The following is a 16,778-nucleotide window of genomic DNA, read 5'->3' on the forward strand; positions in this document are numbered from 1 at the left end:
CCAAAAAAGTAGCTTTACTCGTGGGATTGTCAAACTCCTAATCCACGATAATAACAAAGAGTTTATCGACTTCAAAATAAATACAATCTTAAATATACTCCACATGAAAAAAATAATGACAATTCTTTTAGCCATCATAATTCAATTCGTGAACGCACAGAACTTTGGTTGCAAAACAAATGGGTTTATACCGATAACTCCAAATATTAATCGATTAGCTAATCAAAGTCAGATACCACCATCAAGTAATACCCCCCATGTTCTTAATGCTTTCTTCACTTTATTCAAGGACGAAAATGGACATACTTTTGTTGATGGTTCGGAAAACAATCAATTAGGAAGTAACCAACAAATTGAAGGAAGATTTCTGGAATGTGTTAGAATACTTAACATTCAATATAATCCATACAATATATACTTTAAATATACAGGGTTTAGAGTAGAAAACACGTCTGATAATAATGTCCAAGAGATATCAGGTTCCGATGATCAATGGAATGCGCTTCAATTTTATAGAGAACCCGATGCTTTGAATTTTTATTTTGTAAACTATGCTGGCAGCATAGACTCTACTGCAAAGATTGGTGGTGTAGAAAGCATTTATTCACTTATTTACTTAATGCCTCAAAATTTAGGCTTTCTAACTTATGTATTGACCCATGAAGTAGCACACAATTTTTCTCTATATCACACTTATGAGGTAGGTAGTCATTATCCTGACATCCCAGGAAATGAAGAAATAAGAGTATTTACTCAATGTGAAAGGGTCAATAGAATTCCCAATGACGATCCGTCAATATACAATGCAGATATTGCAGGTGACGAAGTGGTTGATACAGAAGCTCAACCGCTGCTGATAAATAATTGTCAAAACTTTATTGTCGACCCTAGCCTTGTAAATTGCTATTCAGAACATTATCTAAGTGTTACGCCAGGTAATTACATGAACAATAGCATGCTTGTTGACCAATGTTGGAATTTTACAGACGGGCAAATCACTAGAATGCGCAACTATATTGAAAACAGTTCTACTAATTTGGGGTATTTATCTGGGCTTGATTCAGCTAAAACGGATATTGCTGCTTTGTATGAGCCATTTGATGCTCAAGTTATCGCAGGTGATGTAATCAGTATTAATGACCAGCCCGAACTTGGAGGGGCAATTGTTTGTCGCAAACAAATATACAGGCTACGTTTTCAGCCGGGTTATCAGCAAATTTTCTATGACGTAAATAATGGCCCGGTCAGTCAAACTGCCAATGAGCAATTTAATTATGATAATTCGTTTGATCATGCTATTGGAGTTCAAATTCCATCAATAAGCAATCAAATTCGCGGAGGAATCGGTGTCATCAGTAGTGTGATTGGCAATTGTAATTTTGAATCGTATGAATCTGGAACCATATATTCTATGGCTGTTTTGGGTTCTATGAACATTTCGGTTAAAGAGCTTAATGAGATAGAAGTAAAAGATCCGGAACTATATGATAAGTTGATGGAACAATACTACTATATCCTAAAAAAAATTACAACTTCTGGTGCGAAAGTAGAACAAGCATTTTTTAAAAATTAAAAAGAAAAAGGATTGGTTTGCTCTTTTGACTAAACCAATCCTTTAAATTTGTGCAACATGAAAATCTACATTTCTATACTGTACCTCTCGTTTGCTTTGCTGGTCAACGCCCAAGCGCCCGATATTCAATGGCAAAAAGTCTTTGGCGGAACAAATAATGAAAGATTAAATAAAATAATACCAACGCTAGATGGTGGTTATGTTTTGTGTGGTGAGTCTGAATCGGGAATTTCCGGCAATAAAACCGAAACCAACTACGGACAATCGGATTATTGGATCATCAAAACAGATTCATCAGGCAATATACTATGGCAAAAAGACTTCGGAGGTAATAATAACGAAAGCAGGCCAACTATTATTGAAACCTCTGATGGAGGCATTTTGGTGGGCGGAAGTTCAGATTCAAATAGCTCAGGGAATAAAACCGAAGACACGAATGGGTTTAACGATTTTTGGGTCATTAAATTAGATGTTAACGGAAGCATAGAATGGCAAAATACCATTGGTGCGGCATTTTCAGATTTATTGAATTCAATCATACAAACTCCTGATGGCGGCTATTTATTGGCGGGTAGTTCGGTATCGGATAATACAGGTGATAAAACAGAAAACAATGTAGGCTTTGCATTTGGCTTGCCTTATTACACCTATTTTGATTATTGGGTGGTAAAACTTGATGCACAAGGCCATATTATGTGGGACAACACCGTAGGGAGTAAATTAACCGATGGAGTTACTGTTGCGATCAACGCATCAGATGGCGGATATTTAATTGGCGGTTATACTTATTGTGATGCATCCGGTGATCAAAACGGAGTTTGTTTTGGAGGTGTAGACGCTTGGATCGTAAAACTAGATATGGACGGAAGCATCCTTTGGCAGAAAAAATATGGAGGAGCTCAATTTGATGAGTTGGACAGTGCTATAAGTACCTCAGATGGGGGCTATCTGTTAGGTTTAGTATCAAAGTCAAATGCTTCGGGAAATAAATCTGAAAATTGCAGAGGAGAACAAGATTTTTGGATTGTAAAAATAGATGCTCAAGGAAATATCCTTTGGGACAAAACTCTGGGCGGTATAGGTAGTGAATATTTAGAAGGGTTGTCTGAAGACAATCAACAAAATTTTTATATAACGGGCGTGTCAAATTCAAATGCATCAGGTGAGAAAACAGAAAACTCAAGAGGAGGTTATGATTATTGGGTGGTAAAAATAGACCCAACCGGAAGTGTTGTTTGGGATAAAACCATTGGAGGAACTGAAAATGAAATTAATGCGGATCACTGTTATAACATCATCGATGATAGTTTAACAATTGCCGGAACCAGTTTATCATCAAATTCCGGTGATAAATCAGAAATTTCAAGAGGCTTGGCAGATTATTGGCTGGTAAAACTGAACTCTGATCAATTAACCAGGAATAATTTTAATGCAACCGCCATTTCAGTCTATCCCAACCCAACTACTGAGCATATTTTGATCGATTTTCATGAGGTATACAAAACCATAAATGTTTCCTTAGTAAATACCTTGGGGCAGCTCATTCTTGAAAAGGAATACACCAATACTACGCAAGTTAACTTAGATATAGACGGCACTATAGGAGTCTATTTTTTAAAATGCTCAAACCAAAATAGCCAAGAAGTTACCTTTAAGGTCATAAAAAAGTAAACGATACCCTTGGTTGTGCTCACATTAACTTACAGATAAAGATATTTATACTTCATACTGCGCAGCGGTCTATTTCTGTTTAAAAAGTGTAAAAGGTTTAAAAAGTTGAGTTGAAACCACGGTGTAAACTGATGCTTTGTCACCCCGAGCGCAGTCGATAAGCTCAGCAACTGCACTTCACCAATAAGCCGCTACAGGTTTAAAAAGTGTAAAAGGTTTAAGAAGTTTAGTCGAGACATTCAGTCATACGAATCATTTCATTTCCAAATTTTCAAATTTTCAAATTATCTCATTTTCAAATTATCTTCAGTCCTAAAGCGCAACAATCAATTTCTGTTTAAAAAGTGTAAAAGGTTTAAGAAGTTTAGATTGAAGCCCCATTTGTAATTTGCTGAGTGCCTGAGTGCCTGAGATGCTGCGCATAAAGATTAACGATGAAGCATTGGTGTAACTGAGAAACCAATATAGGTTTAAAAAGTGTAAAAGGTTTAAGAAGTTTAGATTAAAGCCCCATTCGTAATTCATAATTCATCATTCGTAATTAAAAACCTCTCTTTCTTCTTGTTTCTCAAAGCGTAGCGGTCTATAGCGCAGCGAGTCTTGTCATTAACTCTCTTTATTGTTTTATTAGTTTCATGCCAATTTTTCACGAACAAAATTCTATCTTAGCCAAGCTTGCGCTGTTTGCTGTTTTGCAATGCGCGTCTAGTAAGAGACCGTTGGCTGTAATTATGAAAAAATCGTAAAATGGAAGAAATTCATAAACCGGAAAAAAGTTCATTAAGAAAAAAAGCCGATGAAATAAAAGAACTTCGGTGCAAAAATTTAATTGCAGTACTTGAAGAACCTCACGATATAAAAAACATCGGAACTGTTGTTAGAAACATTAATGCACTTGGTGTTGAAAAATTATATATTGTTGACAGCAAAAAAAGATTACCGAAAGATTGGGATGAAATGAGAGAAAGTAAATCTCTCATGAAGCCATCTGTTTCTGCAATAAAATGGACTTTTGTTAAAACTTTTGAAAGTACTCAAGAATGTATTGAACATTTAAAAAACAAGAAATTTACTTCGGTTGTAACTTCGCCACACCTAAAAGGAAGAACCAATGTGATATTGCAAGAAGGAAATTATATCCAAAAAAGATTAGCTGTATGGTTTGGGAATGAATCACAGGGAATTAGTGATGTAGCAGTTGAAAATAGTGAAGCATGTTTAAGTATTGAAATGTGTGGAATTATTGAAAGTTTTAATCTTGCAACATCAACAGGAATTGTTCTTTATGAAATAACAAAACAGCGAAGAGCTTATCAAAGAAATAATAAGCGAGCAATAAAACATGATCCGAAAGTTAAATCAGATAAATAAAACTACTGCCAACAATCTCTCTCTAACCTTTACCCAAAAACCAATTCCCAAAAGCCGTATATGCTTTACACTACACACCCAGGAAATCATCTATTTTCACATTGAGGTTTTGGGCCTGTCTTAAATCAAGATTCGTGTTTTTTTGCGAGGGGTTTTAAGGCAGTTTCAAGGCAGTCTTAAGGCAGTAAGGCGGCTGTTAGCCCAGTAAAAACGTTGTTTTTTGCCCTCTGAGTGCTACAAAGGTGCCTTAAGAGTGCCTTAAGCCCTTGTGTTTTTTAAGCTATAGAGGGCAGTTTTGAAATCTGAAAAACCATTCTTCAACTTTATTGAGCCACCTCTATTTGACGGTAAATTTTTAATAAAGCAAGGGCTAAATTTGGCTCAATGTGATTGATGCGTCCGGTGTTAAAATTAACAGCCACACCACCGTTGCTCGGATAACTTTGCGCACCGTTGATGTCAATACTCGAAAAGCTCAAAAACTTACAAAAGCCTTCTTCTGATGGGTTGATGTACATTGTTTCACCCGTTAAACCACCTTTGCTGATTTTTATTCCTTCGGGTTTTCGGTCAAATACAAGGTAAGTTCCGGCTTTGACTTCATATTTGTCATCGTTGAGCTTAAAGGTTTGGCTTTTGTTTGACAACAGGTTTTGATGACCAAAAATATAAATCTTGTTTTTGGGGAGTAATTCAGCGTTTTTATCAAATAAGTCGTCCTCGTTGTAGTAAAGTGAAAGAACCAATTCTGCGGTTTCAGGCTCGGTTTTTTTAAAACTTTCAAATTTAAATGCGTTGGCTCCGCATTGGAGGGCTCGGGTTCGGATGGCGTTAAACAATACAATGACATTGTCAATTTTTCCGGTGCATTTAACTTTTCCAACCTCGATGATGTTGCTGGTATCTGTACTGTCTGTCAAATAAATAAATTGTTGGTATTCAGGCTTTTGAAGCGTGTCGCCTAGACTAATAAACACAACTTTTTGGGCTGTTGCATTTTGAATAAAAAAACAAAAAACAATAAGTAACAAATGGTTTTTCATGTTGGGTAATGGTGGTTTTTGTAATTTTTTTTATGATTTACCAATGAGCCGGTTGCTTCTTTACAGCAATACAAGGTACCACAAATCTAATAAAATTAAATAGGCTGGGGTTGTGTCCAAACAAGATGTTTGTCAGCCTAGTACCAGGAGTTTCAAAAGTTGAGTTTGAAGTATTATTCTAAATTCAAATTCATTTGCAATTCTTTTTTCTTGCTTCTCACAGCGTAGCGTGTCTAAAGGCGCAGGAGTAATCTCAGGTGAACCGAGGGTATTTGTTATGAGGGAAATCTATATCGGGATTTTCGAGTATAAAAAGAGAATAATTGCTGATAATCTGATCATTAGATTGTCAAAAGTTCTTTATTTTTTTTTAGCTGTATAATTTATATTAAAAAAAATGTGCGGTTAAATTTATAAACGCGTTTCTGCCCATTCTAGGAATTTTATTCCAATCAGAATAGGTTGTATAATATTGATCGGTAAGGTTTTCGACTCCGATTTTTATGAGCAATTGGGTTTGACTCCATTTGAATTGATACGAACTGCTGAGGTTGTATATGCCAAAATCAGCTGTTTTATGTTCGCCATAAGTTTGTCCGTAATGGTTTTGAGTGGCATTGCCCAAAGCCTCAAAAGTAGCCGAAAATTTTTGATGGTTCCAATTGCAACTCAATTGATAAGCCAATGGCTGAATGAGCGGTAAATAATGGTTATGACTGTCTTGTCCTGAACTGTATTTGATTTGTGCAGTGCACGTTAAATGTGCAAATGCTTTATATTGAGCGATAAAATCAAAGTTCATCAATGTGGCATAATTTATTGCTTGATACCATTTTACCCCAGAAGCGCCGATGGTCATCGGAATAAAATCAAGGTCGGGCGCTCCGATGATGTAATTTTGAATGCGGAATGTATTTCCGCTTATTTTAAGAAGTATTTTGGGCGTTTTATACGTTGCTGATGCATTGATTTCAAAAGCAGATTCGTTTTTTAAGTTTGGATTTCCGATGTAATCATACCGATCAGAACTATTGAACAGATAAAATCCGTAGCCTTCTGAAACACTCGGAGCTCTCTCAGAATAAGCGGTTCCAAAACTGTATTCCAATGACCGATGCTGAAGGCGATACTGCAATCCGAAGCTTTTGAGCCATCGATTTTTTTGTTGGGACATTTCCGGATAAAATATCTGTAAACTTGACAAGCCAAATGGGCTCGCTACTGTGTTTTGATGTCTTCCGACTGAAGCCGTTAATTTGAGTTCTGAATGACAATTCAAGGTGTAATTATCCTGTAAGAACAATCCGCTGTACCAAGTGCGCACATCTGGCCAAGTATACATGAACATTTCTTTTTCGGTTGGGTTTTTCGGATACATGGTCATCTCAGCCTTTGACTGATTATAAAATGAATTTGCTTGAAAAAGCCATTGATGTTGTGCCTTAGTTCGTTCTAACTGAGCATAAAAACCGCCGGTATTGCTCCAGCCGGGCATATCCATGTGAATTGGAACTTCGGGCCGGGTCGTATCGTCCATCTGATGGGTAATGGTGTTGTAATATACTTTAGCTTCAAATTTGTTCGTAGGAACTTGAGCCATCGTTGAGGCATATTTAACTGAACTGATCAATGCTTGAGCCAGCGATACATCCATAGGCAAGGCCGGATAGCCAACTTGGGTAGCACGATCATAAATGATTGAAGTTTCGATCAGCTTGTTCGGGCTGAATTTCCAACCCAAAGTATTAGAAACGTTTATTTTTTTAAACCCTGAATGGGCTATTTCACGGCCTTTTCCGTCAAAGTAATTGCCGGCCTCTCGATAAGTTACATCAGCATCTATATAATAAGTCGGATGTGAGTATGTGGCCGATAAACCAGCTATTTGGTGTAAATTATTGGCTTCTAATCCGTGGTTGAGCCCAAAATCCCATCCTTTTTCTTTAAAGAAACTTGCATTTCGTTTTAAATCTAAGCTGCCGCCAATGGTTGCGCCAAAACAACTTCCTTGTTGGCCAGAGCACAAATCAGCCTGTGCCAAATTGGATATTTCTACATAAGAGGTAATCGGGTCCATTTTATCGGTACAAGCGCCAAAAATCCTCATACCGTCAATGGTTACTAATGTTCTTTCTGTAGCCATATTGTTGATCAGTGGTTCCCAAGCATAAGTTCCGCGTCTGATAAGATTGACTTTACCGCCTTTTTGCAGAAACTCGTCAAGGGTAGCCAACGATTTAAATTGCTTTTCGTTGAGTTGTTTTTTGGGCGCTATAACAATTACTTCGTTTAAAGTATTCGGAGGTAAAGAGTCAACCTCTTTTTGTGCTGTTACTGTATAACGCAAACACAAAAATAAAAGGATGGTGTAAAATCGTAACATAATATTAAAAAGGCCCTCCGAAAATTCAAAGGGCCTGAAAAATTTAAAATTCTAAATCAAAATACAGGCTGCTGTCGGTTTGGGTTTCTGTAATAGCTTCGCCTTTTAAGACTTCGCCGGCAGTATTAAGCAGTTGCATATTTATTTTCCAGTAACCGGTCATGGTGAGCGATAATTTACCGGTATAAAAATCGCCGGCTTTGGTTTGTGTCGCGTTTACATTGTTGGGCGAACCGTGATTTCCCATGCTGGGCATTCTCGGGTCAATATTAATTTGATAACCATCAACGGTAGTAAATGACATCATACTTTGCATTTTCCAGAGCCCAACTTTAAAATCATTCACGGCTACTTTAGGCGTTTGAGGAGCAATGTAAGCCATGATGTATTTGGCACCGTCTGTACCGGTAAAGGTAGTTGTGTTTTTGTATTCTGATGCCGGAACATCAATAACCGATGTACTGCTGTAATTTACGCCGTCTAAGGTATAATCAACTTTTAAATCCCAATATTCGGTGTCGTTCTGTGCCATTTGAAAAACCATATAGCCTTTGTACAGCGTTCCGTCGGTAGTGGTTTTTTGTATTGCTGAAAAAGGGCATGAATGGCTCATCATTGCCATATGCATCAAAGGTTGCCAAGTAACTGTTGCGTTTTTTTCATACGCTCCGGTTTGTTTGTTTTTGATGCGCAATGAAACTTCATTATAGCCTTGTGCTAGCGAACCTTTAGCAGCGTATAGCTCAATAATGTGTGTGTCGTTGGTGATTTCTTTGAATTTGGTTAGCCCGCTGAGTTCGTTTGTTTTTGGCGCATCATCAGAACTTGAACATGCGGTAAATAGGGTTAGGAACAACCCAAAAAGGACTGTGTATTTTAGAATTGATTTCATAAAAGTTATATTTTTTAGACAATAGAATTTTGTTCGGTTGTTTTAACCGATGCTTGCGGCTCAGCTCAAAGCCAGTGAGTCGACCGATAAACTAAAATGTAAACTTTTATGCCGGAGGATGAAAAAAGGCAACACTATTCAAGTGAAAGTAATGATTAGAATAGCAATCGCCGATTGGTTTTTTATAGATAAAATAGGTTTGTACGACTTTTAATATTTCAATTTGATGAAAATACAGAACTTCATCAGTAACCGAATTACTTTTTTTGTCTGAAGAATTTGATTTATCTGAGGTGTCAGCCGCTTGGGCCAATTGATTTTTAAGATGACATTTACCGTTGCAATGCAGCTGTGGTTTAGATTTGTTAACGCACAGGTTTTGGGCAATGTACTCATAATGCACCCAATAATTGATGATGGGCAACATAGGCTTGAAAAAAATCAGTAGTGCTATTATGAGGATTAACTTTTTCACACTACAAATTTAATTGAGCCATAAAAGTCTTTCTTATGACCTGAGTCATATTTTTCTTAATTTTATGAGAACTAAATTTACAACCTCAAACTCTGAGTTTCTGAAAAACTACAAAGGTTGTAAGACACATCAAACAATATGGCAATAGATTTAGATTTACTTTTTACCTGGGGTGCTCTGGCCAAAGAATACAAAAAAAACGAAGTAATCATCAATGAAGGCGAAACCGCTCATTTTTATTTTCAGGTAATAGACGGATGTGTGCGCATGTTTAACTCAAATGATGACGGAAAAGAATTCACTCAAGGCTATTTCTGTAACGGTCAAAGTTTTGGTGAACCTCCGTTGTTTATTGACGAAAAATATCCGGCCACTGCTACCGCCTTTCAAGATGTTACGATCATCAAACTTTCAAAAGAAAAATTTTTAAAAATATTGGACGAGTATCCGAGTATTCAAAAGAAATTCTTGATTTTAATGGCGCAACGCATTCACAGCAAAGCCAAAACTTCTAAAGACATCATCAATCAAAAACCAGAATTTAGAATCTTAGCTTTTTTAAATTCAAACAAAAAAAGCAGTGATTCTACCAAAGAATTGGTGCCTTTTACCCGCCAGGAAATTGCCAATTTTACGGGTTTGCGCGTTGAAACCGTGATTCGCGCTTTATCAAAAATGAAAGCCGAAAACAAAATCGATATTATCAATCATAAAATATACTTCTGATGCTTTATCAAGCTAAATTTTGGCTTAAGTTTTCAATCTTTAATTTGCTGATTGTGGCCTTGGTTGGCTTGCTGATGCGCTACAAAATTGCTTTTGAATTTCCGTATTTAAATCAAAAAAGCCTACAACACGCACACTCTCATTTTGCGTTTTCAGGTTGGGTGAGCCACACCTTGATGGTTCTGATGATTTATACGCTGAGTAAAAAATTAAATGCTAATGCTTTTTTCTCACCAAAATATGTTTGGCTTTTGGCTATTCACTTGGTGTGTGCCTATGGTATGTTGGTGTTTTTTACGGTTCAGGGATACGGATTTTTTTCTATTGTTTTTTCGAGTTTATCAGTGGTTGTCTCGTATGTGTTTGCCTTCTGGTTTTGGCGCGATTCTACAAAATTGATGCTCGGCCAACCTGCCTTGCCATGGTTTAAAGCGGCTTTGTTTTTTAATGTAGTTTCATCAGTTGGCACCTTTGCATTGGCTTATATGATGGCCACCAAAAACATCCACCAAAACGAATATTTAGCTTCTATATATTATTACCTGCATTTTCAGTACAACGGCTGGTTTTTCTTTGCCTGCGCAGGCTTATTGATAGGTTTTTTAAACCTTAAAACCCATGAGCAAAAAACATATAACCAATGCTTTTGGGCTTTGTTCATCAGTTGTATTCCCGCCTACGGACTGTCGATACTTTGGCTAGACTTACCCGTTTTTGTTTATATAATTGTGGTTTTGGCAGCCTTGGTTCAAACTTTGGCTTGGCTCAAGCTTTTACAAGTTGTATTGGCCACACAAAAAAATAAATTTGCAAGTTTAGCACCGCATCTTAGATTTATTTTCGCATTGGTCGCTTTGGCCTTGACTGTAAAGATGGCCTTGCAATTGGCCTCAGTAATCCCTTCAGTCAGTCAACTAGCTTTTGGTTTTAGACCTATTGTTATTGCTTATCTGCATTTGGTTTTATTGATGGTCATCAGTCTTTTTTTGCTCACCTACCTATTGGCCAAAAAACTGTTGCCCAACACATCCATCATGAAAAAAAGCTTTGTTGTATTTGTTGTGGGTGTGGTATGCAATGAGATTGTATTGGGCATTCAAGGAATCGCTTCTTTTAGTTATACCTTGATTCCCTTTCAAAACGAAACTCTCTTTGTAGTAGCTTTGGTTATGCTATTTGGTTTGATAGGCATGGTTGGGTCGGTATCAAAAAAATAAAAAGATTCTGAAAAAAAAGGCACTTTATGCGTGCAATCATAAAATATGCTTTTCATTATCAGGTACTTTGTATCACTAAACCAAGTATTTATATCATGAAAACTATTTTTAAACCTTTGATGATGGCTTGTTTGTTTGCAGCCATAAGTTGTAACCAAAATAAACAAGCCGAACCAGAAGCAACTGACAACAGCAACACCGAACAAAGTGTTGGTCAAGAAGGTGTTGTTGATGACACCTCAAATCCAAACATCGTACAAGTGGCCGTAAAAAGTAAAGACCACACTACTTTGGTCGCTGCGTTAAAAGCTGCCGGATTGGTCACTTCACTGAGTAATGCCGGGCCATTTACCGTATTTGCGCCCACCAACGCAGCCTTTGATAAATTACCGGCCGGTACCGTTGAAGATTTGGTCAAACCCGAAAACAAACAAAAATTGGTGACTATTTTAGGATACCACACTTATGTAGGCGGTTTAAAAACGGACTATATGCAAGACGGTCAGACCTATGAAATGGTAACACCACAAAAAGTAACCATTACCAAAAAAGATGGAAAAACCTATGTCAATGGTTCTGAGATTGTAGCTTCTATCGAAACTTCTAACGGAATCATCCATGTTATCAACGATGTGTTGCTTCCGAAATAGTTAATTATTAATTCATTTTTATTGATTTTTCAAGGAAAAAAGACGTGAAAGTTGTCGTTCGCGTCTTTTTTTTGAATGCTTGTATCCATAAAATATCGCAAATGAAACTTTCTTACAAAATGTTCTTATGCTTACTCTTGGGTTTGTTTGTCATTTACAATTTTAAAATCTATACAACAAAATCTGATTACGGAAACATTTGCCTTTCAGACCAAGCCCTCAAAGGAGAAACCTTATGGCTAAAACACAATTGTCACGCCTGTCATCAACTATATGGTTTGGGTGGATATTTGGGCCCCGATTTAACCAACATTTACAGCTTGCGAAAAAAAGATACCATTTATCTACAAAATATATTCAACAGTGGTATTGGTGCCATGCCGAAGTTTCGTTTCAACAATACCGAAAAAAAACAACTCACGGCCTTTTTTAAAGAAATAGATCAAACCGGATATTATCCGAACCAAGCTACTCTTGAAGCTAATGGCGCCCTCAAACTGAGATATAAAGACACTTTATATGAAGAATAAACCTTTTTCTGACCTTTTTTTTATTACCGCTTTAGTCTCTTTGTTTTTAGGCTTGCTCTTTGGGTTGTCGTCAGGTTTACAATATGTCATTCCGGGCTTGGCCAAAAACTTCCTTGCTTTTAATCAGATGCGACCATTGCACACTTTGTTGGTAATCAGTTGGATTTTACTGGCAGCCATAGGCAATATTTACCGCTATTTGAATCAGCAACTGAATACTACCCACAATAAACTCGTGTTTGTTCATTATGCATTGCTTGTAATCATCGGGTTATCTGTGGTTGCGTGTTATGCGAACGGCGATTTTTCAGGAAAAGAATATCTAGAATTTCCCACCGTTTTTTTTGGACCAATACTGTTTTCATGGATGTTATTTGGTTTTAATTTCTTTAAGACGATTCAATTTTCGTTCAAAAATCAGTCAGTATATGTTTGGATGTGGGCCACGGGCATTGTGTTTATGATCTATCATTTTGCCGAAGCACATCTGTGGCTACTACCATATTTTAAAGGTCACTTTATTCAAAATATGGCCCTTCAATGGAAGTCAGGCGGATCATACGTAGGCGCATGGAATATGTTGGTTTACGGAACTTCGTTGTATATCGCAGAGCAAACCACCCACAATAATCTATCGGCTCGATCGCCCAAAGCTTTCTTTTTTTATTTTTTAGGATTGACCAATTTGATGTTTGGCTGGGCGCATCATGTGTATCTTTTGCCCACCGCTCCTTGGTTGCGCTATTTGGCCTATGCAATCAGCATGACTGAATGGTTGGTTTTATGGTCGATACTCAAGGAATTCAAAAGCAAGATGCAACAACAAGTGGTTCATCCGCATCCCATCACCGAAAAAATACTTCATTTATCAAGCTTTTGGGTTTTGCTCAATATTATTTTGGCGCTTTTGATATCGATTCCGGCACTGAATCTTTTTACACACGGAACCCATACCACGGTAGCGCATTCTATGGGAACAACCATCGGAATTAACACCTTAATTTTATTGGCTTCTATAAGTTTTCGCTGTGAATCTGACGCAGTGATATCGGCACAATTACAAAAAGTATTGCAATTAGGACTCAGGGTTTTCAAACCTTCATTCTTTGTTTTCTGGTGTTGTTTATTGTTGATGGGAATTCGAAAAACACTCTGGCTATGGCAGGAATCTGAAGTTTCGTTTGCTGTTTTTCAGAAATCAATGTTGCCTTTTTACTGGATATTTTTATCGGCCGGGATTATGACAGCCTTAGGATTGACTTTGTTGATTCTGAGTTTTCTAAAGTCTTTACTAAAAAAAATGTAAGACTTATCTAACCGATATTTGAAGGTTTTGATCCCGAAAAGCATCCAGGTTGTTTTGAGAATTATTCAAAGCAGTAAGCGTTGGCGAATTATTTCTAAAATGTTGCAGATAGTAAACGCCGCTGTATTGATTGAATTTCAGATAATCAATCATATCGTACATTTCTTGTTTGGCAATGAGCTCAGAATGATAAGTGGTTCTGACTTCAAAAGAATAATTTCCGGCAATGAGCATTTTGAGTGAAGCCTCAAACTTATCAAACAAATCAGATTGTGTGATGAACTCAAAAGATTCGCGTTTAGATTTAAAATCTAAGGCCACATAATCAATCAACTGAGCCTCAAGTAATTTTTGAAGTTTTTTGGGTTGTGAACCGTTGGTATCAACTTTCACCAAGAATCCCATTTCTTTGACTGTTTTGATGTGTGATTCGATGTCTTTGTGCAACAAACATTCACCACCGCTAAAAACAACAGCATCCAACAAGCCCACGCGAGATTTTAAAAACACAAGCATTTGGTCTAAAGAAAATTTACCTTTTCCCAAAACAACCTCCGGGTTATAGCAATACAAACAGCGCATATTACAGCCTGCATACCATAAGATACAGGCTGTTTTGTCTGGATAGTCTAAAAGCGTAAAAGGAGTAAGGTTGCTAACAGGCCGAACCATGAATTACTTCTTTAAAATGGGCGCGTTGCTGATGTTCGCCTTTTTTTCCGACATTAAAACTTTCTACCGGTCTGTGGTAGCCCATGACCCGAGTGTACACCAAACATTTGGTTCGAGACTCAAGATGTTTTTCTAAAAATTCATTTGTGATTGAGTTCATATTCATTTGTATTGAGTTGTTTTAATAAAATGTCATCGCACTTAGGGCAATATTCGTGTTCGCCGTTTAAATATCCGTGAATGGGGCAGATGCTAAAAACCGGAGTGACCGTTATGTATGGCAATCTAAATTGGGTCAATACTTTACGCACGAATTCTTTGCATGCTTTTGCTGAACTGAGCCGTTCGCTCATGTATAAATGCAATACGGTTCCGCCGGTATATTTGCATTGCAATTCATCTTGTAACAACAAAGCTTCAAAAGGATCTTCAGTATGTTGCACCGGAATTTGTGAACTATTGGTGTAATAAATATGAGGCGCTGTTCCGGCCTGAATAATCTGCGGATAACGCTTGAGGTCTTCTTTGGCAAAACGATAAGTGGTTCCCTCAGCCGGAGTAGCCTCAAGATTGTATAAATTGCCTGTTTCTTCTTGAAACAATCGCATTTTTTTTCGGATATAATCTAAAATTTCAAGGCAAAATTCTTTCCCAAACGAGGTTGTTAAATCATGCTGGTCGTGGGTAAAATTCCGAACCATTTCATTCATTCCGTTGACTCCAATGGTTGAAAAGTGATTTCTAAAATGCGGCAGATATCTTTTGGTATACGGATACAAGCCTCGGTCATACATTTCTTGAATAAATTGGCGTTTCTTTTCAAGTATTGATTTTGCCATATGCAATAAATCGTCCAATCTGGTGTAAAAAGCCGTAATATCATCGGCATATAAATAACCCAAACGCGCCATGTTCAGGGTAACAACACCGATACTACCGGTCATTTCTGCGCTGCCAAAAAGACCATTTCCGCGCTTGAGCAATTCGCGCAAATCAAGTTGTAAACGACAACACATACTTCGGACGGCATTGGGTTTATAAGCCTCGGGATTCTCAGTTTTTTGCCCGTTTACATCATAAGTATACTGACTGCCAATAAAATTCTGAAAGTATGATGAACCTATTTTGGCTGTGTTCTCAAAGAGCAAATCAACATTTTCGCCTTCCCAATCAAAATCTTCTGTGATGTTGACCGTCGGAATCGGAAAAGTAAACGGTTGGCCATGAGCATCACCTTCGGTCATAATGGTGTAATAGGCTTTGTTGATCAGATTCATTTCGGGCTGAAAATGCTCATAACACAAATCAGTCAGGTTTTCAACGCCTCTTTTTTGTGCTAATTGCAACAAATCAATCGATGCATTCTTTGAAAATAAATGCTGTCCTGCCCGCGTGGGAATTTGTTTTTTTAAATCTTCGGGCGCTACCCAATCAAGTGTAATATTGGTAAAAGGCGATTGGCCCCAGCGCGCGGGAACATTTAAATTATAAACAAAACTTCGGATGGCTTTGAGCACTTCGTCAAATGACAATTGATCTTTAAATACATAAGGCGCCAAATAGGTGTCAAAAGAGCTAAACGCTTGTGCGCCGGCCCATTCGCTTTGCAAGATGCCCAAAAAATTAGCCATTTGCCCCAGAGCTTCCCGAAAATGCGCCGGTGGTTTGCTCTCAACGCGACCGCGTACTCCGTTAAATCCTTCGTCAAGCAATGCCCGCAAACTCCAACCAGCACAATAACCGGTGAGGCAATCTAAATCGTGAATGTGTATATCTGCGTTGCGGTGGGCATAACCTTCTTCTTTTGTATATACTTTGTCAAGCCAATAATTGGCAATGATTTTTCCGGCTACATTATTGACCAAACCAGCATTAGAATAGGATGTGTTGGCATTGGCATGAATGCGCCAATCTGTTTGCGAAATATATTCTTCAATGGTTTGGGTGCTGTTTACATAGGTTGTGTCATCGTTCAAACCAGCGATGTGTTCGCGCTGTAATTTTCGGGTATGCCTGTAAAGCATAAACGAACGCATGACCAAAAAATAATCGAAATCAAAAAGCGTTTGCTCAATGATGTCTTGAATTTCTTCAACGGCCCATATTTTTCTTTGGTTTAACTTTTCTATGATTGCTTCAAATACTTGAGGGTCAAACTCAGTCGTTACACTTTGGAAACTTTTTAAAAGAGCATCTCTAATTTTAAAGTCTAAGAAAGGTTGTTGCTGACCATTTCTTTTGATTACCAATTTTTCCATGAGCTTTCAAA

The 16,778-nt window shown here is 37.5% G+C and carries 15 protein-coding genes; 8 read left to right on the forward strand and 7 right to left on the reverse strand.

The genetic code is table 11. From position 1 onward, the window contains the following. Window positions 1–103: 103 nt before the first annotated feature. The 3 genes from KIH23_RS04695 (at window position 104) to KIH23_RS04705 (ending at window position 4,615) form a co-directional block, all read left to right on the forward strand. A complete protein-coding gene (locus KIH23_RS04695) occupies window positions 104–1,573 on the forward strand; it encodes a M43 family zinc metalloprotease (protein WP_213211516.1) in 1,470 nt (489 codons plus the stop codon). A gap of 57 nt (window positions 1,574–1,630) precedes the next feature. After that, window positions 1,631–3,244, forward strand: a complete 1,614-nt coding sequence (locus KIH23_RS04700) for a T9SS type A sorting domain-containing protein (protein WP_213211517.1) — start codon at window positions 1,631–1,633, stop codon at window positions 3,242–3,244. Window positions 3,245–3,991: 747 nt separating this feature from the next. Further along, a complete protein-coding gene (locus KIH23_RS04705; RefSeq protein ID WP_213211518.1) occupies window positions 3,992–4,615 on the forward strand; it encodes a TrmH family RNA methyltransferase in 624 nt (207 codons plus the stop codon). 323 nt (window positions 4,616–4,938) lie between these two features. Here KIH23_RS04705 and KIH23_RS04710 read toward each other — a convergent pair whose 3' ends face one another. From KIH23_RS04710 to KIH23_RS04725, 4 genes are all read right to left on the reverse strand, one after another. Next, entirely contained in the window at window positions 4,939–5,658 is a 720-nt protein-coding gene (locus KIH23_RS04710; protein WP_213211519.1) for a hypothetical protein, read from the reverse strand. A 388-nt stretch (window positions 5,659–6,046) separates the two neighbouring features. Continuing rightward, the gene (locus KIH23_RS04715) at window positions 6,047–8,041 is read right to left on the reverse strand and encodes a TonB-dependent receptor domain-containing protein (RefSeq protein ID WP_213211520.1); all 1,995 of its coding nucleotides are present in this window, start codon (window positions 8,039–8,041) and stop codon (window positions 6,047–6,049) included. Between the two features lie 43 nt (window positions 8,042–8,084). Then, window positions 8,085–8,933 carry a hypothetical protein gene (locus KIH23_RS04720; protein WP_213211521.1) on the reverse strand — a complete coding sequence of 283 codons (849 nt, stop codon included), beginning with the start codon at window positions 8,931–8,933 and terminating at the stop codon, window positions 8,085–8,087. Window positions 8,934–9,039: 106 nt separating this feature from the next. Then, window positions 9,040–9,408: a hypothetical protein gene (locus tag KIH23_RS04725; protein ID WP_213211522.1), complete on the reverse strand. Its 369-nt coding sequence runs from the start codon at window positions 9,406–9,408 to the stop codon at window positions 9,040–9,042. A 138-nt stretch (window positions 9,409–9,546) separates the two neighbouring features. Here KIH23_RS04725 and KIH23_RS04730 point away from each other — a divergent pair, with 138 nt between their 5' ends. The 5 genes from KIH23_RS04730 (at window position 9,547) to KIH23_RS04750 (ending at window position 13,837) form a co-directional block, all read left to right on the forward strand. After that, a complete protein-coding gene (locus KIH23_RS04730) occupies window positions 9,547–10,134 on the forward strand; it encodes a Crp/Fnr family transcriptional regulator (RefSeq protein WP_213211523.1) in 588 nt (195 codons plus the stop codon). After that, window positions 10,134–11,351, forward strand: coding sequence for a hypothetical protein (locus KIH23_RS04735; RefSeq protein ID WP_213211524.1), 1,218 nt, complete (start codon window positions 10,134–10,136; stop codon window positions 11,349–11,351). Before KIH23_RS04730 ends, KIH23_RS04735 begins: the two co-directional genes overlap by 1 nt. Window positions 11,352–11,446: 95 nt before the next feature. After that, window positions 11,447–12,001, forward strand: coding sequence for a fasciclin domain-containing protein (locus KIH23_RS04740; protein ID WP_213211525.1), 555 nt, complete (start codon window positions 11,447–11,449; stop codon window positions 11,999–12,001). Between the two features lie 101 nt (window positions 12,002–12,102). Continuing rightward, window positions 12,103–12,531: a c-type cytochrome gene (locus KIH23_RS04745; RefSeq protein ID WP_213211526.1), complete on the forward strand. Its 429-nt coding sequence runs from the start codon at window positions 12,103–12,105 to the stop codon at window positions 12,529–12,531. Further along, complete coding sequence (locus KIH23_RS04750; RefSeq protein WP_213211527.1) at window positions 12,521–13,837, forward strand: cbb3-type cytochrome c oxidase subunit I; 1,317 nt, start codon at window positions 12,521–12,523, stop codon at window positions 13,835–13,837. The genes KIH23_RS04745 and KIH23_RS04750 overlap by 11 nt, the downstream gene beginning before the upstream one ends. A gap of 3 nt (window positions 13,838–13,840) precedes the next feature. Here KIH23_RS04750 and KIH23_RS04755 read toward each other — a convergent pair whose 3' ends face one another. The 3 genes from KIH23_RS04755 to KIH23_RS04765 are packed head-to-tail and all read right to left on the reverse strand — an operon-like array spanning window position 13,841 to window position 16,767. Then, window positions 13,841–14,509: an anaerobic ribonucleoside-triphosphate reductase activating protein gene (locus KIH23_RS04755; RefSeq protein WP_213211528.1), complete on the reverse strand. Its 669-nt coding sequence runs from the start codon at window positions 14,507–14,509 to the stop codon at window positions 13,841–13,843. Continuing rightward, window positions 14,493–14,669 carry an anaerobic ribonucleoside-triphosphate reductase gene (gene nrdD, locus KIH23_RS13800; RefSeq protein ID WP_213211529.1) on the reverse strand — a complete coding sequence of 59 codons (177 nt, stop codon included), beginning with the start codon at window positions 14,667–14,669 and terminating at the stop codon, window positions 14,493–14,495. Before nrdD ends, KIH23_RS04755 begins: the two co-directional genes overlap by 17 nt. Further along, window positions 14,650–16,767, reverse strand: a complete 2,118-nt coding sequence (locus tag KIH23_RS04765; protein WP_213211530.1) for a ribonucleoside triphosphate reductase — start codon at window positions 16,765–16,767, stop codon at window positions 14,650–14,652. The genes nrdD and KIH23_RS04765 overlap by 20 nt, the downstream gene beginning before the upstream one ends. Between the last annotated feature and the right edge of the window lie 11 nt (window positions 16,768–16,778).

This window comes from Flavobacterium sp. CYK-55 (assembly GCF_018413465.1).
In the GTDB taxonomy this organism is placed as follows: Bacteria; Bacteroidota; Bacteroidia; order Flavobacteriales; family Flavobacteriaceae; genus Flavobacterium.